General features: G+C 67.8%; 20 protein-coding genes and 1 tRNA gene. 6 read left to right on the top strand and 15 right to left on the bottom strand.

Annotation, left to right across the window (positions count from 1 at the left end; translation table 11 throughout):
* Positions 1-40 precede the first annotated feature (40 nt).
* The gene (locus QRN63_RS03080; RefSeq protein ID WP_285029161.1) at positions 41-958 is read right to left on the bottom strand and encodes an alpha/beta fold hydrolase; all 918 of its coding nucleotides are present in this window, start codon (positions 956-958) and stop codon (positions 41-43) included.
* 63 nt (positions 959-1,021) lie between these two features.
* A tRNA-Tyr gene (locus QRN63_RS03075) sits at positions 1,022-1,104 on the bottom strand.
* Between the two features lie 114 nt (positions 1,105-1,218).
* On the opposite strand from QRN63_RS03075, the gene QRN63_RS03070 reads away from it, so the two are divergent.
* On the top strand, positions 1,219-1,710 hold the full coding sequence (locus QRN63_RS03070) for a YajQ family cyclic di-GMP-binding protein (protein ID WP_020101292.1): 492 nt from the start codon (positions 1,219-1,221) through the stop codon (positions 1,708-1,710).
* A 3-nt stretch (positions 1,711-1,713) separates the two neighbouring features.
* Here the strand turns inward: QRN63_RS03070 and QRN63_RS03065 are convergent, their stop codons facing one another.
* Both QRN63_RS03065 and QRN63_RS03060 read right to left on the bottom strand, forming a co-directional pair.
* The gene (locus QRN63_RS03065; protein ID WP_267318869.1) at positions 1,714-2,199 is read right to left on the bottom strand and encodes a lipoprotein LppJ family protein; all 486 of its coding nucleotides are present in this window, start codon (positions 2,197-2,199) and stop codon (positions 1,714-1,716) included.
* Positions 2,200-2,257: 58 nt separating this feature from the next.
* Positions 2,258-4,105, bottom strand: coding sequence for an alpha/beta hydrolase (locus QRN63_RS03060; protein WP_285029160.1), 1,848 nt, complete (start codon positions 4,103-4,105; stop codon positions 2,258-2,260).
* A gap of 144 nt (positions 4,106-4,249) precedes the next feature.
* Between QRN63_RS03060 and QRN63_RS03055 the strand changes: the two genes are divergently transcribed.
* Complete coding sequence (locus QRN63_RS03055; protein ID WP_267318867.1) at positions 4,250-5,275, top strand: NAD(P)H-dependent glycerol-3-phosphate dehydrogenase; 1,026 nt, start codon at positions 4,250-4,252, stop codon at positions 5,273-5,275.
* 10 nt (positions 5,276-5,285) lie between these two features.
* Here QRN63_RS03055 and QRN63_RS03050 read toward each other — a convergent pair whose 3' ends face one another.
* The 4 genes from QRN63_RS03050 to QRN63_RS03035 form a co-directional block, all read right to left on the bottom strand.
* A complete protein-coding gene (locus QRN63_RS03050) occupies positions 5,286-5,843 on the bottom strand; it encodes a hypothetical protein (protein ID WP_285029159.1) in 558 nt (185 codons plus the stop codon).
* Positions 5,844-5,892: 49 nt separating this feature from the next.
* On the bottom strand, positions 5,893-6,189 hold the full coding sequence (locus QRN63_RS03045; RefSeq protein ID WP_267318865.1) for a hypothetical protein: 297 nt from the start codon (positions 6,187-6,189) through the stop codon (positions 5,893-5,895).
* A 138-nt stretch (positions 6,190-6,327) separates the two neighbouring features.
* Positions 6,328-7,899 carry a sensor histidine kinase gene (locus tag QRN63_RS03040; protein ID WP_267319033.1) on the bottom strand — a complete coding sequence of 524 codons (1,572 nt, stop codon included), beginning with the start codon at positions 7,897-7,899 and terminating at the stop codon, positions 6,328-6,330.
* Positions 7,900-7,918: 19 nt separating this feature from the next.
* The gene (locus tag QRN63_RS03035; RefSeq protein WP_267318864.1) at positions 7,919-8,701 is read right to left on the bottom strand and encodes a response regulator transcription factor; all 783 of its coding nucleotides are present in this window, start codon (positions 8,699-8,701) and stop codon (positions 7,919-7,921) included.
* Between the two features lie 466 nt (positions 8,702-9,167).
* On the opposite strand from QRN63_RS03035, the gene QRN63_RS03030 reads away from it, so the two are divergent.
* Entirely contained in the window at positions 9,168-11,345 is a 2,178-nt protein-coding gene (locus QRN63_RS03030) for a SulP family inorganic anion transporter (protein ID WP_285029158.1), read from the top strand.
* 84 nt (positions 11,346-11,429) lie between these two features.
* Here the strand turns inward: QRN63_RS03030 and QRN63_RS03025 are convergent, their stop codons facing one another.
* The 3 genes from QRN63_RS03025 to grcC1 all read right to left on the bottom strand — a co-directional run bounded on the left by QRN63_RS03025 (position 11,430) and on the right by grcC1 (position 14,409).
* A complete protein-coding gene (locus QRN63_RS03025) occupies positions 11,430-12,140 on the bottom strand; it encodes a DUF1326 domain-containing protein (protein WP_502888083.1) in 711 nt (236 codons plus the stop codon).
* A gap of 313 nt (positions 12,141-12,453) precedes the next feature.
* Positions 12,454-13,317, bottom strand: a complete 864-nt coding sequence (htpX, locus tag QRN63_RS03020) for a zinc metalloprotease HtpX (protein WP_267318861.1) — start codon at positions 13,315-13,317, stop codon at positions 12,454-12,456.
* An 84-nt stretch (positions 13,318-13,401) separates the two neighbouring features.
* Positions 13,402-14,409, bottom strand: coding sequence for a nonaprenyl/(2E,6E)-farnesyl/geranylgeranyl diphosphat synthase (grcC1, locus tag QRN63_RS03015; RefSeq protein ID WP_285029156.1), 1,008 nt, complete (start codon positions 14,407-14,409; stop codon positions 13,402-13,404).
* Between the two features lie 21 nt (positions 14,410-14,430).
* Here grcC1 and menJ point away from each other — a divergent pair, with 21 nt between their 5' ends.
* Positions 14,431-15,711 (top strand): menaquinone reductase MenJ, encoded by a 1,281-nt coding sequence (menJ, locus tag QRN63_RS03010; protein ID WP_285029155.1) that lies wholly within the window; start codon positions 14,431-14,433, stop codon positions 15,709-15,711.
* On the opposite strand, the gene QRN63_RS03005 is transcribed toward menJ, so the two are convergent.
* The 4 genes from QRN63_RS03005 to QRN63_RS02990 all read right to left on the bottom strand — a co-directional run bounded on the left by QRN63_RS03005 (position 15,704) and on the right by QRN63_RS02990 (position 18,900).
* The gene (locus QRN63_RS03005; RefSeq protein ID WP_285029154.1) at positions 15,704-16,762 is read right to left on the bottom strand and encodes an alpha/beta hydrolase; all 1,059 of its coding nucleotides are present in this window, start codon (positions 16,760-16,762) and stop codon (positions 15,704-15,706) included. The genes menJ and QRN63_RS03005 overlap by 8 nt on opposite strands.
* Before the next feature lie 78 nt (positions 16,763-16,840).
* Positions 16,841-17,125 carry a pyrimidine/purine nucleoside phosphorylase gene (gene ppnP / locus QRN63_RS03000; RefSeq protein ID WP_267318857.1) on the bottom strand — a complete coding sequence of 95 codons (285 nt, stop codon included), beginning with the start codon at positions 17,123-17,125 and terminating at the stop codon, positions 16,841-16,843.
* A gap of 159 nt (positions 17,126-17,284) precedes the next feature.
* Positions 17,285-18,217, bottom strand: coding sequence for a CobW family GTP-binding protein (locus QRN63_RS02995; RefSeq protein ID WP_267318856.1), 933 nt, complete (start codon positions 18,215-18,217; stop codon positions 17,285-17,287).
* A complete protein-coding gene (locus QRN63_RS02990; RefSeq protein ID WP_267318855.1) occupies positions 18,214-18,900 on the bottom strand; it encodes a demethylmenaquinone methyltransferase in 687 nt (228 codons plus the stop codon). Before QRN63_RS02990 ends, QRN63_RS02995 begins: the two co-directional genes overlap by 4 nt.
* A gap of 84 nt (positions 18,901-18,984) precedes the next feature.
* Between QRN63_RS02990 and QRN63_RS02985 the strand changes: the two genes are divergently transcribed.
* Both QRN63_RS02985 and QRN63_RS02980 read left to right on the top strand, forming a co-directional pair.
* Positions 18,985-19,809, top strand: a complete 825-nt coding sequence (locus QRN63_RS02985; RefSeq protein WP_285029153.1) for an SDR family oxidoreductase — start codon at positions 18,985-18,987, stop codon at positions 19,807-19,809.
* A 14-nt stretch (positions 19,810-19,823) separates the two neighbouring features.
* Complete coding sequence (locus tag QRN63_RS02980) at positions 19,824-20,102, top strand: hypothetical protein (protein WP_267318853.1); 279 nt, start codon at positions 19,824-19,826, stop codon at positions 20,100-20,102.
* The last annotated feature ends 103 nt before the right edge of the window (positions 20,103-20,205 follow it).

Raw genomic sequence — 20,205 nt, 5'->3', positions numbered from 1 at the left:
ACCCCAGTGACGTTAACCCGTCAGCGCCGTTCCGAATCGATCAGGCCGGGCTGCCGATGAAATCGATGCCCGCGTTGATGGCCGGGCGGTGCCGCAGCATGCGGTAGTGCGCGAGCTTGCCGAGTCCCTTGGTGGTGAGCAGCTCGGACCCGGGCCACGAAGCGGCGAGCTTCTCGCTCGACGAGTACGGACTGTCGGGGTCGTCGGGGTCGTGAATCAGTAGCAGCGGCGGGTGGCCCGCCCGGGCGCCGAGGTTGACCATGTTGGTGTCTTCCAGCGACATCCCGATCCGGCGGACCAGGCGAGTCTGCAGGCCGGCGCGAATCCGCGGACCGAAGTTGTGCCGCGCGGCGAACAGGTCCAGGTACATCGGGTAATCGCCCATCGGCGCGAGCAGCACCAACCGGCCCACCTTCGCGCCGTTCACCGCGGCGGCCATGGTGGTCGCGTTGGCCCCGAGAGAATGGGCGACGACCGCGTGCGCCGCCCCGTGCTCGCGGATGACGGCCGCGACGGCGTCGGCGCACTCGATGGCCGTGGTGCGTCCCGGCTTGAGCGCACCCGGATCGGACTCGTTGTGGCTGGGCAGATCGAAGGCGATGACCCGGTAGCCGGCGGCCACCAACGGTTTGATGAACATGCCCAGGTGGGGTCGGCGGCCGCCCCAGCCATGTACGAGGTACACCGGCGGACCGTCACCCCAGGACTCCCCGGCGATGCGGTGACCGTCCCAGTGCGCTTCGAGCGGAGTGCCCGGCGCGACGCCGGGCGGCATCCGCAAGCTCTGCTCGATGATCGGCGGCGTACACCACAGCTCGGTGGCCCACCGGGATCCGATAGGCGGGGCGAACCGCTCGAGCAGCGCGAACTGCTTGCGAATCTTCGGGTCGACCGGCGGTTGCACACCGGAGCCCTCGACGTCGAGCACGACGTTCTGATCCGAAGTGGACTCGACCATGCGTGAAATCCTAACCAACCCCGAAAACACGTCAGGCCCCCTCGAAAGGGGGCCTGATCAGTGTGGCAGATGCAGGATTCGAACCTGCGTAGGCTTTCGCCGACGGATTTACAGTCCGCTCCCATTGGCCGCTCGGGCAATCTGCCGGGATTCGCACCACCGGGGACCCCGGGTTTGGCGCGAGTAGCAGAGTACAACGAAGATGTACCGAACACGAAAACGGGACCCCTACCAGGGGCGCAGATACGGAGGGCAATCCAATGGCGGATTCATCGTTCGACATCGTCAGCAAGGTCGACCGGCAGGAAGTCGACAACGCGCTGAATCAAGCCGCCAAGGAGCTGTCCACCCGCTTCGACTTCCGCGGTACCGACACCACCATCGCCTGGAAGGGCGATGAGGTCATCGAACTGGTCTCCTCGACCGAGGAGCGCGTCAAGGCCGCGGTCGACGTGTTCAAGGAGAAGCTGGTCCGCCGCGACATCTCGATGAAGGCGTTCGACGCCGGCGATCCGCAGCCCAGCGGTAAGACCTACCGGGTGTCGGGCACGCTGCAGCAGGGCATCAGCAGCGAGCAGGCCAAGAAGATCACCAAGATCATCCGTGACGAGGGCCCCAAGGGCGTCAAGGCGCAGATTCAGGGCGACGAGATTCGCGTGTCCAGCAAGAAGCGCGACGACCTGCAGGCCGTCATCGCCCTGCTCAAGGGCGCCGACCTGGACGTGGCGCTGCAGTTCGTCAACTACCGGTAGCGCTCACGAGTCGTTGTTCAACTCGTCGGTGAGGTCGCGGCCGACGGTGCCACCGTCGTCACGGTGGTTGGTCAGGTCGCGACACTCGCCGTAGATCGTGATGGAAAGGCGGCTGGGCGCGTGGGCCACGCCGCCCATCACCACCATGACGCCGCCCTGGTGGATCACGGTGCCGTACAGGGACTTTCCGGGTGGGGCACCCGCGGTCCAGCCGGCGGCGATCATGGCATCGGCGACCTGCCGGGCGTACGCGTCGGCCGTGGCGCCCGGCGGCAGCAGCGAACTCATCTCGAGGTATCCCCGGTACGGCGGCGATCCCACGTCGTCACAGGACTGGAAGTGACCACCGCCCGAGACGTCTTCCAGCCGGGCCACCTTCCTGAGCTGACGACCGGTACCGACGACCTGCGCCATGGCCTGGTCGGGGGTCATCGAGTTGGCCTGTTTGTCGGCACCACGACCGGAGCCGAAGTGCGGCAAGGGAATCACGCCACATCCTCCTAACATCACCGAACACAGGACTGCCGCAACGACCGTGCGGCACCGACTACTTGTACTCATGGCCCCCCGTTACTGTGCTGCCGGGACGGTCTGCTTCCGGGTCGTCGATCGCGGGGAGACCGGGAACAGGGATGTCCGCATGCGGCACCGGTAGGTCGATGCCGAACGGCAGGTCGATGTGGTCCGGCGTCGAGATGACGGGCTTCTCACGCTCGGCCGCCAGCAGCCCGTCGGTCGCCAGTCTTTCGGAGTGCCCACTGGCGATATCGGTCATTGCCCGCAGTGACTCGCTACCCATGTCGTAGTAGCGCGAATGATCGCCGAACGCCCAACCGTCCTGACCGGCCACCTCGGCGCGGAACCGGGTGGCGCCGAAACCGTCTGCCGCCGGGTCGGAGCCCAGACCGGCGACGGGCCCGACCGGATAGCCCAGCTCCGAATTGATCCATTGCGCCGCGGCCGGCCCGGGCGAGCCCAGCCAGGTGACCGGGTCGGTCGACGCCGCGCCCACGTACACCTGCCCGCCGTTGACGTGGAAGTCGGCCGCGCTCTTGGCGAGATCGGTGCCCGGACTACCGATCAGCACCACATCGTTGGCCCGCATCCCACTGCCCGCGCAGGCGTCGGCGACGGTGGTCGACCCGTACGAATGCCCGATCACCGTCACGTGCGACGTGCCCAGATGCGTTGCGGACAAACCATTTACGTCGGCAGCCAACAGATCACCACCCTGGCGGGCCAGTGTCGGGTTGGCGATCCGGGGGTCGGAGAAGGCGTCGGGCGCGTCGTAACCCATCCACATCATCACCGCGGTCGAGCGACCCGGGTCTGCCCGCGCGGCCTGCTCGTACATCTTGATCGCGTCGTCGTGGCCGTCGGCGAGCCAGCCGTCGCGCACACTGCTGCCGGTGCCGGGCACGATCACCGTCGTGTTGGTGGCGGTGTCGGGGTTGCCGATGCAGATCGCCGCCCGGCCCTGACCGTTGTCCGCCTCGGGCTGGTAGCCCCACAGCATGACCGGTCGCGGCGTTTTCGGGTCGTCGCCCCGCTGGTGCGCCAGCCCCTCACTGGTCCGCCGGGCGTTGTAGAAGCGGGTGGCGTCGGTCTGGGTCAGCCCGTAGCGCCCCGGGTCCTTCAGCACATCGTCTTCGGAGACGTGGTTGCGGTTCGCCACATCCCGAACCCGGTTGAGGTCGTCGTTCATGACCTGCTGGTTGACCTGGTCGCGGACCGTCGCCCCGATGCCGTTGAGGTTGCCCAGCTCCGGTGGGTGACGGGCGATCAGGGCCTGGCGTTGTTCGGGCGTCAGCGAGCTCCACCACTTGGCGACGTCCTCCGGTTTGGTGTCCGGGGACGGAATCTGGATCGGCTGTCCGTCAACGGTGACCTGCGGGCCGGGCTTGGGTCCGGTGGCCGCCGCGTCGATGGCCGCGGCCGCCGCCGCATCGGCGACGTCGAACGTCTGCAGCAGGCCCTGGATCGCCTTGGTCATCCCCGCGGCCCATTCCTTCAGCTGCGACAGCTGCCCGATCAGCCACTGCTGCGGCGTCACCACGCCGTCGTCGGACACGCCGAAGCCCAGTTTCATTGCGGTGTCGACCAATTCGAGCAGGGTCGTGCGCACCGCGCCGAGCTGCTGACCGCCTTCGGTCAGCGCCTTCGTCAGCTTGTCCAACCGGGACCGGTAGGCCTCCTGGTCATCGATCAGCTGTTGCGCCTTGGCGGCCGCGGCATCGGCTGCCTGCCCCTGCCAGTGCGCTTTCAGGTCGGCCAGCCGGCCGCGCTCGACGCCGATGACGATCTCCAACGCGGCTGACGTGGTCCGGACGTCATCGGCGGCGTCGAGCATCGTCCCAGGCTTGGCCGCGCGCACGCGCGACACCGTCACCGTCACTGCTGCCGCACCCCCTCGGCGATCGCTCCTTCGATCGTCGCACAGCTCGGGGGTGCCAACTGACACAACATCCAAATCGCACCATCGAGCGGACACTCCGCCAATCCCGCCGCTCCGCTCGCCCAGGCGACATAACCTGTCGCCATGGCATCAGCGCAGCGCGTACCGACCGTCGTCGTCCTCGGTGGCGGATCCTGGGGCACCACCGTGGCCTCGATCTGCGCGCGCCGGGGCCCGACGCTGCAGTGGGTGCGGTCCGAAGAGACCGCGGCCGACATCAACGAAAAACATTGCAACAGCCGCTATCTGGGCGACGGTGTGGCTCTCCCCGAATCGCTGCGGGCGACCACCGACTTCTCGGAGGCGGCAAACCGCGCCGACGTCATCGTGATGGGGGTGCCATCGCACGGCTTCCGAAACGTGCTGGGCGAGCTGGCCAAGGAACTGCGGCCGTGGGTGCCGGTGGTCTCGTTGGTCAAGGGCCTGGAGCAGGGCACCAACATGCGCATGAGCCAGATCGTCGACGAGGTACTGCCCGGGCACCCGGCCGGAATCCTGGCCGGGCCCAACATCGCCCGCGAGGTCGCCGAGGGATACGCCGCCGCCGCGGTGCTCGCGATGCCGGACCAGCACCTCGCCGCCAACCTCGCGGGCCTGTTCCGCACCAGGCGTTTTCGCACCTACACCACCGACGACGTGATCGGTGTCGAGATGGCCGGGGCGCTCAAGAACGTGTACGCCATCTCCGTCGGCATGGGCTACTCATTGGGCATCGGCGAGAACACCCGCGCCATGGTGATGGCACGCGCGGTCGCCGAGATGTCCAAGCTCGGCGTGGCGATGGGCGGCAACCGCGACACCTTCGCGGGCCTGGCCGGGATGGGCGACCTCATCGTCACCTGTACCAGCCAGCGCAGCCGCAACCGGCACGTCGGCGAGCAGCTGGGCCAGGGCAAACCCATCGACGAGATCATCGCCTCGATGAACCAGGTCGCCGAGGGCGTCAAGGCCGCCAGCGTGATCATGGAGTTCGCCGAGACGCACGGGCTCAGCATGCCGATCGCCCGCGAGGTGGACCGGGTGATCAACCACGGCTGCACCGTGCAAGACGCCTACGCCGGCCTCATGCTCGAGAAGCCCGGGCACGAGGTGCACGGCGCCGGGTTCTGACCTCGGCGGCTCAGTTGAAATAGGGATTGCGGTCTTTGGGCCTGTCCAGCAACGGATTCGACTCGTTGACGATGAAGCTGCCGGACGGGCTGACGACGAAACCGGACTGGTCGAAGCTGTTGACGCAGGCCGTCATGGTGCCGTCGGTGCCGCATGTGATGTTGCGGTAGGTGATCCGCGAACCGGCCGGCAGGGTCTGCACCGCACCGGGCATCTCGCCGACGTACTTCGGGCCGTTCAAGGTGTTGAACGCCGGCGCGCCGACCTGCTGGCCGACGACCACGTTGGAGCCCTCCGGGGCGCCCGGCATCGGGCCGCTACAGCCGTACTCGCCTTCGTTGCGGCGCATGATGCACGTCAGACCGCCGGGCGCCTGGAACATGTAGAACGTCCCGTCCTTGCTGGCGTAGGTCGACGGGGTCACGGGCTTGAATCCGTTCAGATTCGGCGCGGCGGGCCCGGGCGGCGGGGGCACCGGCTCGGGCGGCGGCGCCGCCGCGGCAACGCCCGGCACCAACGAGATCGCCCAAACGGCCGCGACCCCACCGATCAGGAATCTGCTCAACATCCGCCCAGAGTAGAACCCGGTGGGCGCACCTCGCAGCGTCAGCCGCAAATCACTTGCAGCCGAGGTCGACGTAGACCGTGGTGCTCTGCCCGCGCAGCTTGCCCTCCTGGCTCGAAAGCTCGCGGCCGTGCCGGACGGCGGTGACAGTGCACTTGTCGATGGATCCGCTGCCGACGCGCGACTCGATCACCCGGAAGCCTTCGCTCTGCAGCCGATGGATCGTCTGCGTCGCGGACTCCCCGGGGGCCGGCGGCACCACGGGCCGAGCCGCGGCCGGTGCGGCCAGCGCGACCGTCAGCGCCAGCACGATTCCTGTGGCCGCTGAGATCTTGGTGGCACTCTTCATGGTTTTCCCTTTCCGCATCCAGCGCCGAAAGCGCCGGATCAATAACTCCGACGGTAGTCGCGGAAATGGGTGAGAAACGGATTCTCAGGCCGAACACATACGGATATCCGCATGAATCAAATCGAATTCAGGCGAAACTCATACAGTCGATTCGGACGCATGCGGGTTGTACGACTCGCTCATGGTCACGTACTCCCCGACTTCCCGGAGCATCGGCAACCGCACCCGGAAAACTGTTCCCGCAGTGTTGGATTCGACTTTCACCCGGCCGCCGTGCGCTTTCACGATCGTCGACACGATCGCCAGACCGAGCCCGGTACTGCCGAGCGCGCGCGAACGCGATTTGTCGGCGACCACAAATCGGTCGAACAAATTCGGCAACAATTCCTCGGGAATTCCGGGGCCATCGTCGGCGACGGTCAATTCCACATATCCGGGACCAGGAGTCAGGCTGGTCGTGACCGTTACTCCGGCCGGCGTGTGAACGCGCGCGTTGGCCAGCAGGTTGCCGATCACCTGATGCAGCCGGGCCGGGTCGCCGCGGACCCAGATCGGTACGTCGGGCAGGCGCGAGCGCCAGCGGTGCGCGGGCGACGACACCGCGGCGTCATTGACCGCGTTGATCACCACGTCGCACAGCTCGACGTCGTCGGTCTCGAGGTCCTGATGCTCCTCGAGACGCGAGATCAGCAGCAGGTCCTCCACCAGACCGGACATCCGCTGCGCCTCGGACTCGATGCGGGCGAGCGCGTATTCGGTGGTCTCGGGCAGTGCGGCACTGTCCTGGCGGGTCAGTTCGGCGTACCCGCGGATGGCGGCCAGCGGGGTCCGCAGCTCGTGGCTGGCGTCGGTGAGGAACTGCCGCGTCCGGCGGTGCGATGCGGCGAGTTCGGCCAGCGCGCTGTCGACGTTGTCCAGCAGCTTGTTGAGGGTGTCCCCCACGATGCCGACCTCGGTGCGCGGGTCGGTGTCCTCCGGCCGGACCCGTTCGGTGATGCGGTGGTCCTCGCTGCCGAACTGGCGGGTCGCCACCTTCGCCGCGGTCGAGGCCACGCGGCTCAGTGGCCGCAGCGCGTAGTTCACCACCGCGATGGTGCCGACAGCCGTCAGTGCGATGGCCAGCAGCGTCATGACCGCGACCGCGACGGTCTTACGCGCCACCACGCTGTTGGCGTCCTCCATGGACACGCCCGAGACCAGCACGTCGCCCCCGCCGGCGTCCTGTCCCGCCATCCGATACCACCCGAGTCGCGGCAGCTTCACCGTCCGCGGCCCGAGGTTGGTCCACTGCTGTCCACTGACGGCCTTCACGACGTCGGGCTGGACCGGCTTCGGTTCGCCGTCGGGGAAGACCGCCGACTGCACGACGACACCCTTGTGCAGCACCGCGATCAGATTTCCCGGCGCCTGGCCGCCGAACGCGGTCAGGCCGTCCTCCCCGGCGTCGATCGGATGGGCCGGATCACCACGCTTGATCTCGAGCCGGTCATAGGAATGGCCGAGGGCGTCGAGCGAACGCTCGAGTTCCGCATCGCTCATCGCCGACACGTAGCTGTGCAGGCTGTACACCGACAGCACCCCCACCGCCAGCAGCACCACGGTGACCAGAGACGTGACGCCGAAAACGAGGCGTCGGCGCAGGGTGCGCGGACGCCACCAGGGCGCCCGAACCGGGGTCCGGGCGGGTACTCGAGTCGGCACCCGGGTCACACGCGTCACCTCGGGCAGGTTAGTCCTCCGTGCCCGCGGGACGCAGCATGTAGCCCACGCCGCGCACGGTGTGAATCATCGGCTCGCGATCGGTGTCGATCTTCTTGCGCAGATACGAGATGTAGAGGTCCACGATGCTCGACTTGCCGCCGAATCCGTAGTTCCACACCCGGTCGAGGATCTCCGCGCGGGCGATGGCGCGGCGCGGGTTACGCATCAGGTACCGGAGCAGTTCGAACTCGGTGACGGTCAACGCGATCGGCTCACCGGCCCGGGTCACCTCCCGGCTGGCGCCGTTGAGGACCATGTCGCCGACCTTGAGCACCTCGTCCGACTCCGGGGCGAGCTGGCTGGACCGGCGCAGCAGTCCGCGCAGCCGGGCCACCAGCTCTTCGAGGCTGAACGGCTTGGTCATGTAGTCGTCGGCGCCGGCGGTCAATCCGGTGACCCGGTCCATCACGGAGTCCCGCGCCGTGAGGAACAGCGTCGGGGTGTAGCCCTCGGCCGCCCGCACGCGCTGCAGCAGCTGCAGGCCGTCGGTGTCGGGCAGCATGATGTCGAGCACGACGAGGTCCGGTTCCATCTCACCGAACTTGGTCACCGCGTCGCGGCCATTGTGGGCAACCTCGACGACCCAGCCCTCGTAGTGCAGTGCCATCTTGACCAGGTTGGTCAGCGCCGGCTCGTCGTCAACCAGCAACACCCGGATGGGAGAGCCGTCGGCACGTTCCATGCGCGGCAGCTGGCCGAGCACGGCGGCCCGGGGGTGACGCTCTCGTGGTGGTACCGACATCGTTGTCATTCTTCCATTGTGTTGAGAACACAGAAACTTGTCACTGCGTTCATGCCGAGTTCAAATATTAGCCCCTGGATATGACCCACGTCACTTACATGGACCGATGTGATGCACGAGAATCGTTGCAATACAGTCCTTTTGACCGGCCGGACCACCAATTCCGAGCATACCGACCCGAATCGGTTCGAGCCCGTATCCCAGGTCGCCGAATGGATCAACCCTCCGGCCCACGAAGAAGATTTGCGTTCTCTATGGGAACTCCTCCTCGCCTTGCGACCCCGTCTGGCGATAAATACTCTCGCACTTAGCAATTGACGCCGCCTCTCCTCGGCGATCGTCGAACAGTTCGGAAACATGTTGTCTCGCAACATGTTCAATCGACAATGGCGTCGGCGGGTGTGCGGACCGAAACTCGCGCAGCGCATCTGCACATGTGTCCATCGGACAACAATCGGAGAACGGAAACTTAGTCATGCTGGAAACCGCCCCGCCGGCAAAGGGTTTACGCGCAATACTGCGCTACGACCTGCCCGCGTCACTTGTCGTATTCCTGGTGGCACTGCCACTGTCGCTCGGCATCGCCGTCGCGTCCAACGCCCCCATCCTGGCCGGCATCATCGCCGCCATCGTCGGCGGCATCGTCGCCGGTGCGCTCGGCGGCTCGCCGCTGCAGGTGAGCGGACCGGCCGCCGGCCTCACCGTCATCGTCGCCGGACTGATCGCCGAATTCGGCTGGGCGGTCACATGCGCCATCACCGTCGGCGCCGGCATCCTCCAGATTCTGTTCGGCCTGAGCCGCGTGGCCCGGGCCGCGCTGGCCATCTCGCCGGTCGTCGTGCACGCCATGCTCGCGGGCATCGGTATCACCATCGCGCTGCAGCAGCTGCACGTGCTGCTGGGCGGCAAGTCCAACAGCAGCGCGTGGGAGAACATCGAGCAACTGCCGGCCGGGCTGATGAACATCCACGGTCCCGGATTCCTGCTCGGCATGCTGGTCATCGTCACGCTGGTGGCGTGGCGCTGGGTGCCCGCCCCGATCAACCGGGTCCCCGGTCCGCTGGTCGCCATCGTCGGCGTGACGGCGCTCTCCGTCCTGTTGCCGTTCGACGTCAAGCGCATTCAGATCAACGGCTCGCTGCTGGACTCGCTGTCGTTGCCGACCCTGCCCACGGGCGACTGGGACGGCGTCATCGCCGGCGTGCTCACCGTCGCGCTGATCGCCAGCGTCGAAAGCCTGCTGTCGGCCGTCTCGGTCGACCGCATGCACAACGGTCCGCGCACCAACTTCGACCGTGAGCTGATCGGTCAAGGCACGGCCAACGCCATCTCCGGTGCCATCGGCGGCCTGCCCGTCACCGGCGTCATCGTGCGCAGCTCGACCAACGTCGCCGCCGGCGCCAAGACCCGGGCTTCCGCGATCCTGCACGGTGTCTGGATTCTGCTGTTCGCGGTGCCGTTCGCCGGCCTGGCCCAGATGATCCCGACGTCGGCGCTCGCCGGCCTGCTGATCGTCATCGGCTGCCAGCTGGTCAAGAAGGCGCACATCGAAACCGCCCGGCGCACAGGCGATATCGCGGTCTACGCCATCACGGTCCTCGGCGTCGTGTTCCTCAACCTGCTCGAGGGCGTGCTGATCGGCCTCGCGCTGGCGGTGGCCCTGACGGTGTGGCGCGTGATCCGGGCCAAGATCGTCACCGAGCACATCGCCGGCAACGACTGGCGCATCGTGATCGAGGGCTCGGTCAGCTTCCTGTCGCTGCCGCGCCTGACCTCGGCACTGGCATCGGTCCCGACCGGTTCCGACGTCACCGTCGAGCTGTCGGTGGACTTCATCGACCACGCCGCCCACGAGACCATCGACGCGTGGAAGCGCCAGCACATCGCCGGTGGTGGCTCCGTCGAGATCCATGAGCACGGCACCGCCGAACTGCACAGCGCGGCCGCGGGTCCGCCGACCCGCACGTTCACGCCGTTCGACAAGCGTTCGGGTGTCGTCCCGTGGAAGTCGCAGCCGCAGACCTCCTCGGTGATGGAGGGCCTGGAGACCTACCACCGCCGCACCGCGCCCGTGCTGCGTCCGCACATGGAGGACCTGGCCCACGCCCAGAAGCCCGAGACGCTGTTCATCACCTGCGTCGACTCGCGGGTGGTGCCCAACGTCATCACCAGCAGTGGTCCCGGTGACCTGCTGACGGTCCGCAACGTCGGTAACCTGATCCCGGAGGGCCGCGCCGACGCCTCGGTCGAGGCGGCCATCGCGTTCGCCGTCGAGGTTCTGGAGGTCTCGTCGATCGTGGTGTGCGGCCACTCCAGCTGCGGCGCCATGACCACGCTGCTGAGCGGCGATCAGCAGCACGACGAGCACCTGCACACCTGGCTGGAGCACGGCGATGCGACGCTGCGCGCCTTCGACGAGGGCCGCCACCCTGTGGCCGTCGCGGCGGCCCAGGAAGGGTTCGGCGTCGTCGACCAACTGTCGATGGTCAACGTCGCCTTGCAGGCCCAGACCCTCGCCTCCCACCCGTTGGTACGGGCCCGGCACCGCGCCGGTGACCTCGAGGTGATCGGGCTGTTCTATGACATCGGCACCGCGGCCGCCCTTCGGGTGACGCCGGTCAGCGTGGACCGGCTGGTCGAGGTTGCCGAGTAGTACCTGATTGATCCTGCGCCCAGGGCCATACGCCGCGAGAGCGGCAGGCCCTGGGCGCAGTGTCATTTCCGGGTCCTGTTCAGCTCAGCCGCAGCAGCATCCGCCGGCCGCCTGCGCGCCGGACGGTAGCTCGACGTTCGGCAGTTCGCCGTCGGGTCGCCAATCGAACGGGAAGTGCTTGCTGGAGGCGCCGAGGTACTCGTGGGAGAAGTCGAAGCCCACGGCGTCGGCCTTCTTCACCACGCCCCACGTCGCGACCTGACCCGGCCCCACTTCCGCACCCGGGGCGTTGACAATCGTGACGCGGCGGTTCGGGTCGGCCGTCGGCCCCGTCAGCGCGTCGACCCGCACGTCGACCTTGCCCGGAATCTCCGCCCGCCAGTAGGCGAGGTCATCGGCGGCGGCGAAGTTGATCGGCGCGTACTCGATACCCCGCAGCTCGCTGATCAGGCTGCCGAACTCCCCCGGCCAGCCGCCCTCGTCGCCGCGGAAAATCCGCTCCAGGGCCGCGCGCTGGTCGGCGTCGGCCTTCTCGTCGATGTAGAACATCAGCTTCATGGTGGCGTCCGGGTCGCCGATCCACATGTTGCCCGCGAACTCGCCCAGGGCCACCACCCCGAGACCGCTCAGATCGGTTGTGCCGTAATGACCTTCGTGCACCTGCCAGACGAGCGTGAACAGGCAGTCGCCGTGCGTGGGCTCCTGCGCGAAGCTGCACGGGCAGGGCAGCTTGCAGCTGCACACATCGAACCACTCTCCGCGTAGATGCCAATCGGCTTTCGGAGTCACTGCCACCGTCATCGCTGAATCCCTTCTCATTTTTATACCCCCTGGGGGTACCTGACGAGAATGACGGTACGCAGCGGGCAGCGGCGCGGTCAAGTACCCCTGGGGGGTATCTTTCTATGAGTTTCGTAGACGCGGCCCGCGGCGCCCGTTGACCCTGAAACCAGGGCGCAGAAGTGCGAGTACCGACAACCCTCAGCACAGGCTCAACGCCGAATCCACCGCCGCGCCCGTTCGCCCTGAAACCAGGGCGCAAAAGTGCGAACAGCCAACGCCCTCATCGCGGGCTCAACCGCGGCGACCGGCCAATACCGACCAGCCTCTACCGCCCGGCCATGCGCTCCAGGCGCGCGATGCGGTCCTCGATGGGCGGATGTGTCGAGAACAGCTTGCCGATCTTCTCGCCGGCCCGGAACGGGTTGGCGATCATCAGGTGGGCCTGGTCGGCCAGTTGCGGCTCAGGGGGCAGCGGAGCCTGCTGCACACCGGCGGTGATCTTGCGCAGCGCGCTCGCCAGCGCCAGCGGGTCGCCCGTCAGCTCGGCGCCGGACTGGTCGGCCTGGTACTCGCGCGAGCGCGACACCGCCAGCCGGATGATCGTCGCGGCCAACGGTCCGACGATCGAAAGCACCAATAGGACAAAAGGATTGGGCCGATCGTCGCGGTCGCCGCCGAACATCCCGATGAAGTAGGCGACGTTGACCAACGCCGTCACCACCGACGCCATGGCGCCCGCGACGCAGGAGATCAGAATGTCGCGGTTGTAGACGTGTGAGAGCTCATGGCCCAGCACGGCGCGCAGCTCGCGCTCGGTCAGGATGTTCAGGATGCCCGTCGTGCAGCACACCGCGGCATTGCGCGGATTACGACCCGTGGCGAAAGCGTTGGGCGCGGCGGTGTCGCTGATGTACAGCTGCGGCATCGGCTGTCGCGCCGTGGTGGCGAGCTCGCGGACGATGCGGTACATCGCCGGCGCCTGCATCTCGCTCACCGGCTGCGCGTGCATGGCCCGCAGCGCCATCTTGGCGCTGTTGAAGTAGACGTAGGCGTTCATGCCGATGGCGAACAGCACAGCCAGGTACATGATGTTCTTGCCGAACAGCGAACCGATCAGCACGATGAGCGTCGAGAAGCCCGCCAGCAGCGCGAACGTTTTCGCGGTGTTCGCGTGCGGATTCCACGTCATCGGCTACCTCCTCCAGCGCAGTCAAACTCACTGAATTGAACGCTCGGCAACTGGTGCCTGGTTCCAGGGTGTCCCGGCGGGAGGTCAGCCGTCGCGGTCAGCGGTGTACTCGACCAGGTTGAGCAGCGCCAACCGGCCGGGCAGGTCCGGCAGGTTGTTCAGCTCGGCGCGAGCGTCCGCGGCGAAGCGCTGCACGGTGCGCTTGGCCTCGACCATGCCCTGCGACGCGCGCAGCAACGTCAGCGCCTCGGCGAGGTCGGCGTCGTTGTCGATGGGCTTGGCCAGCAACACCCGCAGCCGGTCGGCGTCGGGTCCGGTCTCCTGCAGCGCGTACAGCACCGGCAGGGTGTGCACGCCTTCGCGCAGGTCGGTGCCCGGCACCTTGCCCGATTCGTCGGGATCACTGTCGATGTCGATGATGTCGTCGGAGATCTGGAAGATGGTGCCGACGATGCCGCCGAGCCGGCTGAGCCGCTCGATCTGCTCTTCGTCGGCACCGGAGAACGTCGCGCCGAACCGGCCGGACGCCGCGATCAGGCAGGCGGTCTTCTCGTAGACCACCTTCAGGTAGTGCTCGACGGGGTCGGCACCTTCGGCGGCGCCGCGGGTCTCGCGCATCTGGCCCGTCACCAGCTGGGCGAAGGTGTCGGCGATCACGCGGACCGCGTCCGGCCCCAGCCGGGACACCAGGCGTGATGCGGTGGCGAACAGGTAGTCACCCGCCAGGATCGCGATGTTGTTGCCCCAGCGGGCGTTGGCGCTCTCTGCGCCGCGTCGCACCTGGGCCTCGTCCATGACGTCGTCGTGGTACAGCGTCGCCAGGTGCACCAGCTCGATGACGGCGCCGGCGATCGCGACGTCGTTGTTGTCGGGGTCCGGCCCCAGCGACGCCGACAGCACGGTGAACAGCGGGCGGAACCGCTTGCCACCGGCCTGGAAGAGGTGCTGGACCGCCTCGGCCATCAGCTCGTCGGCTTTGCCCAGCTCGGTCGACATCAGGTCTTCGATACGCGCGACCGCGTCACGAACCTGCGCGGCGAAGTCGGCGTCACCAAAGTCCACGCCCGCGACCACTGTCGCTGGTGTCTTCATGGGTCCAACATACTGGGCGGCATGGTCGTGCACGCAGATGTGGTCGTGGTCGGAGCCGGGCCGGCAGGTTCCGCCGCTGCCGCCTGGGCGGCACGCCGGGGCCGCGATGTCCTGGTGATCGACTCGGCGCAGTTTCCCCGCGACAAGGCCTGCGGCGACGGGCTGACGCCGCGCGCCATCGCCGAACTGCGTGACCTGGGGCTCGGCGAGTGGCTCGACGGCCACGTCAGCCATCACGGGCTGCGGTTGGCGGGCTTCGGCGCGCAGCGCGAGGTGCGCTGGCCCGGGCCGTCGTTCCCGGCCACCAGCAGCGCCGTGCCCCGCACCGAACTCGACGACCGGATCCGTCAGGTCGCCGCCGACTCCGGCGCGAAGATGCTGCTGGGCGTAAAGGCCGTCGGTGTCTCCCACGATGCCTCCGGCCGGGTGACCACATTGCAGCTCGACGACGGGCAAGAAGTGAGCTGCACCGAACTCATCGTCGCCGACGGCGCCCGCTCGACGCTGGGCCGGGTCCTGGGCCGCGAGTGGCATCAGGAGACCGTCTACGGGGTCGCGATCCGCGCCTACATCGCGACGCCGCGGCACGCGGAGCCGTGGATCACCTCACATTTGGAGTTGCGCTCCCCGGAAGGCATCCGGGGCGAGCGAAGCGACGGGAAAGGCATCCGGGACGAGCGAAGCGACGGGAAAGGCGAGGTCCTGCCCGGCTACGGCTGGATCTTCCCGCTGGGCAACGGCGACGTGAACATCGGCGTGGGTGCGCTGGCCACCGAGAAACGTCCGGCCGACGCCGCACTGCGCCCACTGCTCGCCCACTACACCAACCTGCGCCGCGACGAATGGGGCTTCGAGGGTCAGCCGCGGCTGGCCAAGTCGGCCCTACTGCCGATGGGCGGCGCGGTGTCCGGGGTGGCGGGACCGAACTGGATGCTCGTCGGGGACGCGGCCGCGTGCGTCAACCCGCTCAACGGCGAGGGCATCGACTACGGCCTGGAGACGGGCCGGCTGGCCGCCGATCTGCTGGGCTCGGGTGATTTGAGCGCGGCCTGGCCCGCACTGCTGCAGCAGCACTATGCCGCCGGGTTCTCGGTGGCCCGCCGATTGGCGATCCTGCTGACCGTGCCGAGGTTCCTGCCGCTGACGGGGCCGGTCGCGATGCGGTCGCAGTATCTGATGACGGTCGCGGTCCGGGCCATGGGCAACCTGGTGACCGAAGAGGACACCGACATGATCGCCCGCATCTGGCGCCGGGCCGGACGGGGCTCGCGCCGGCTGGATCAGCGCAAGCCGTTCAGCTGACCGACCGCGCGAACCCGACGATGTCGCGGACGGTGGCCGCGAAGACCTCGGGCATGGCGCCGGCCAGCAGGATGTCCCCGGCGTGGCAGGTGCCGGCGACGATCCGGCCGACGACACTGACACCGGCCGCCGCCAGCCTGCGGTAGTAGATCAGGCCCTCGTCCCGCAGCGGGTCGAGCTCATTGACCGAAATGACGTGCGGCGGAAGGCCTTCCAGCTCCACATCGGTTGCCACCCCGGCCCAGCAGGTGCCGTCTTGCGCGTGCTGCCGGTCGGGGTCATAGATGGAGCCCAGCAGCGCCAGCTGCAGGCAGCTGATGAAGTACCCGTCGTTCTCCCGCAGCGACGGCAGATCCTCGGCGTCCTCGAGCCACCGGTTGGAGAGGTACGGGCACTGGGCGTAGACGCCGGCGATCTCGTCGATCCAGCCCTCCCGATTGGCTTTCAGCGCGACCGTCAGCGTCAGGTTCCCGCCGCCGGACTCCCCCGCCACGATGAGGTGGCTGATGCCCAGCTCGTCTTTGTGCGCCGCCGTCCAGCGCACGGCCGCGGCGCAGTCGTTCAGCCCGGCCGGGAACGGGTGCGGGCCGAGCGCGCCGCCCGAATTGCGGAACTCGACACCGACGACCACGAGCCCTGCGGCCGCAAGGTTCTCGCGGAGGCGGACGTACTGGACGTCCGCGGCGCTGAGGATCGCCATGCCGCCGCCGTGCAGGTGCACGAGACCGGGCAGGGGGCCGTCGGCGTCAGTCGGCCGGCTGATGAACAGCGTGATCTCGTTGCCGTCGGCACCGGTGATGGTGGTGGTCGTGGTGGTGACGCCTTCAGGCGCGGGGGCCTGGTCACCCAACATCTTCAGCACGGCGCCGGTCCCCTGCTCGGCGAACGCGCTGAACTCGAGGCGCTGGGCCAGCGGCGCGTCGACCGTCAGCGGCGGTTCCGGGAGGCGGCCGTCCATCCTGAACGCGGCGAGGGCCTTGATCATGCGCGGGTCGGAGCGGCGGTCGGTGCCGATGGTGGAGTCGGGATCAGCGAGGCGTCCGTAGGGCATGGATCCATCTTGGTGCCGTATGCGAACTTGGTCGCGACTTTGGGAAAAGTCGCGACCAAGTTCACCGTGGGCGGAAAGTTACCGGTATTCGCAGAGGTAGGCGGTCTCGACCTCGACCCGGACACCGAACTTGCTGTCGGCTGGGACGGTGAATTTCGTTCCGGCAGCGAAGGTTTCCCATTCGTCGCGGCCGGGCAGCTTGACGGTCAGGGCACCGGACACCACGTGCATGATCTCGAGGCTCGAGGTGCCGAATTCGTATTCGCCGACGGCCATGACGCCGACGGTCGCGGGGCCCTCGGCGGGCGCGAACGCGATCGATGCGACCTTGCCATCGAAGTACTCATTGACCTTGAACAACACATCTCCTCGAACTCAGGTGAGGGGTCAGGATATGTCAACGCCGACGTACCGCCGGACCGGTGGTGAACACAACGTCGGGCTGAGAGCGTCGTTGAAGCTATATACGGTTAGCTGCACTCTCAGGCCGACGTTGTGGACGAGCCACAAGACCGCTGCTGCCTAGACCACGTACTTGTGCACTCCGAGGATCGCGTTCTCATCGGCTGGTTCGGTGGTGCACTCGTGCAACGCCGCCCGCACCTCGTCGGTGTCCATGCCGGTGCCGATGCACACCAGCTGGGTGCCGGTGCCGCGCCGCTTCTGGAGCCGTAGGGAGCCGCCCACCAGTTGCAGCAGGTAGCGGTGTCCGGCGCCGAAGTCGACGAAACCCTTTGCGCGGTACAGACCTTCGGGCCGGTCGCGCAGCAGCGCCAGTAAGCGGCGGGGGTTCAGCACGTCGCCGGTGGTGTATTCGACGGACTGGTACACGGGGTGCTCGTGGTCATGCTCGTCGTGCAGCAGCTCGTCGAACGACAGCTGGGCCTGCGGGGCGCGCTCCGGGATATCGATCAGCAACGTCGGATCGATCCGCGCGAAATCGGTGGGCTGCACCGGAACTCGCGGATTCTGCGCGCGGATGCGGGCCACCACGTCGTCGATGTCGGCGGTTTCACTTGCCCGGTTCAGCACCACCAGGTCGGCGACCGGCAGCCCGTGCCCGAACTCCGGCTCGCATCCGTTGACCACCAGGATCAGTCCGGCGTAATGGAAGTCGGCCGAGTCGGCCGTCATGATGGTCCGTGCTACGGCGGGCGGCTCGGCGACGCCGCTGGCCTCCACCACGATCAGATCCAGGGCCGGGCGAACGGCCGCCAGTTTGCCCAGCATCTCGGCGACCTCACCGTCCTCGGCGACGCAGCAGATGCACCCGTTGGACAGTGACGCCATGGCGTCGACCTGACCGGCGACCAGCATGGCGTCGATGTTGACTGACCCGAAGTCGTTGACCAGCACGCCGATTCGCGCGCCGCGGCCGCCCCGCAGCAGGTGGTTCAGCAGCGTGGTCTTGCCCGCACCGAGGAAGCCGGCGACGGCGAGGACGGGAACGCTCACGGCTTGACGGCGGCGTGCAGCGCGACGATCCCTCCGGTCAGGTTGCGCCAGCGCACCTGCGACCAGCCGGCCGCCTCGATCCTGCGGGCCAGGTCGTCCTGATCGGGCCAGGCCCGGATGGACTCGGCCAGGTAGACGTACGCCTCGGGATTGGACGAAACCGCGGTGGCCATCGTCGGGAGCGCCTTCATCAGGTACTCCTTGTAGGCCGTCGCGAACAGGCCGTTGGTGGGTGTGGAGAACTCGCACACCACCAGGCGGCCGCCCGGCCGGGTCACCCGGGCCATCTCACGGAGGCCGGCGCTGAAGTCGACGACGTTGCGCAGGCCGAAGCTAATGGTCACCGCGTCAAAGACGCCGTCGTCGAACGGCAGCTTGGTGGCGTCACCGGCCACCTTCGGGACGTTCCGGCCCGCTCCGGCGGCGAGCATGCCGACCGAGAAATCACAGGCCACGCACCAGGCGCCCGACGTGGCGAGCTCGACGGTCGACACCGCGGTCCCGGCAGCCAGATCCAGAACCTTGTCACCTGGGCCGATACCGAGCGCGGCACGCGTCTGCCGCCGCCAGAACCGGTCCTGCCCCAGGGACAGCACGGTGTTGGTGATGTCATAGCGACGGGCCACGCCGTCGAACATCGACGCAACCTCGTGCGGATCCTTCTCCAATGACGCGCGACTCACGGATATGACGCTACCGGCTGGTCCCGCGCCCCGCGTCTGCGGCGGGGCGGGAATGGAACGGCCGCCGCGGGAGCTGTAAGCCGCATGGGTGAAAAAGTCTGGTTCATCACGGGGACATCGCGCGGCTTCGGACGCGAGTGGACAGCTGCGGCGCTCCAGCGCGGCGACAAGGTGGCCGCCACGGCTCGGGACGTGTCGACGCTCGACGACCTCGTCGCTGAATACGGCGACGCGCTGCTGCCCATCGCGCTCGACGTCACCGACCGCGACGCCGACTTCGCCGCGGTGAAAACAGCGCACGAGCACTTCGGCCGGCTGGACGTCGTCGTCAACAACGCGGGCTACGGCCAGTTCGGTTTCATCGAGGAGCTGTCGGAGGCCGAGGCGCGGGACCAGATCGAAACCAACGTCTTCGGCGCGCTGTGGATCACGCAGGCCGCCCTGCCGTACCTGCGGGCGCAGGGCAGCGGGCACATCATCCAGGTGTCCTCGATCGGCGGCATCAGTGCGTTCGCGGGCCTCGGCGCGTACCACGCGTCCAAGTGGGCGCTCGAGGGCTTCTCGCAGTCGCTGGCCGCCGAGGTGGAGCGGTTCGGCATTCACGTCACGCTCATCGAGCCGGGCGGTTTCTCGACGGACTGGGGCGGCGCATCAGCGCAGCGGTCCACGCAACTGCCGGAGTACGACGGACTTCGGGCAGATGTTGCGCGCTGGCGCGGCGAGCGGAATGCGGTGCCGGGCAACCCGGAGGCGTCGGCGGCCGCGGTGCTCAAGATCGTCGATGCCGAGAAGCCGCCGCTGCGAGTCTTTTTCGGCAGCGCACCGCTGAACATCGCGAAGGCCGACTACGAAAACCGGTTACGCACTTGGGAAGAGTGGCAGCCGGTGTCCGAGCTGGCGCAGGGCTGAACGAAGGAACTCCGATGGCGGGATTGAAATTCGTCCGACGGCACGACGGGTTGACCTACGAGTTCGCCGAAGACGGCGAGGCGCACGGGTTTCCGTCATACAAGCGGGTCGACCTCGACATCTGGTGCCGACGGCTGCCGCACTTCGGCTGGGTGGTGTGCACGGAACTGGGCGCGGTGTCGAGTCGTCCGTTCGACCACGCGGGTTTCGGCTACCTGCCGCCCGAGGGTACGTGGGTGAGTCGCAAAGACGACCGCTCGTACGTGTACGACCTGGTGCACGTCGCCGCATAGCGGACACCCATCCCCACCGCGAGCGTGCGTGTTTGCACACGAAACGCCGGTCAGGGTATGTAAATATGTCGCGCTCGCCGGCCGCGAGAGGCACGTTTATGTA

The sequence above is a fragment of the Mycolicibacterium sp. lyk4-40-TYG-92 genome, assembly GCF_030209435.1.
In the GTDB taxonomy this organism is placed as follows: Bacteria; Actinomycetota; Actinomycetes; order Mycobacteriales; family Mycobacteriaceae; genus Mycobacterium.
The sequence above is the reverse complement of the archived record's forward strand: the minus strand, read 5'-3'. Positions and strand labels throughout refer to the sequence as shown.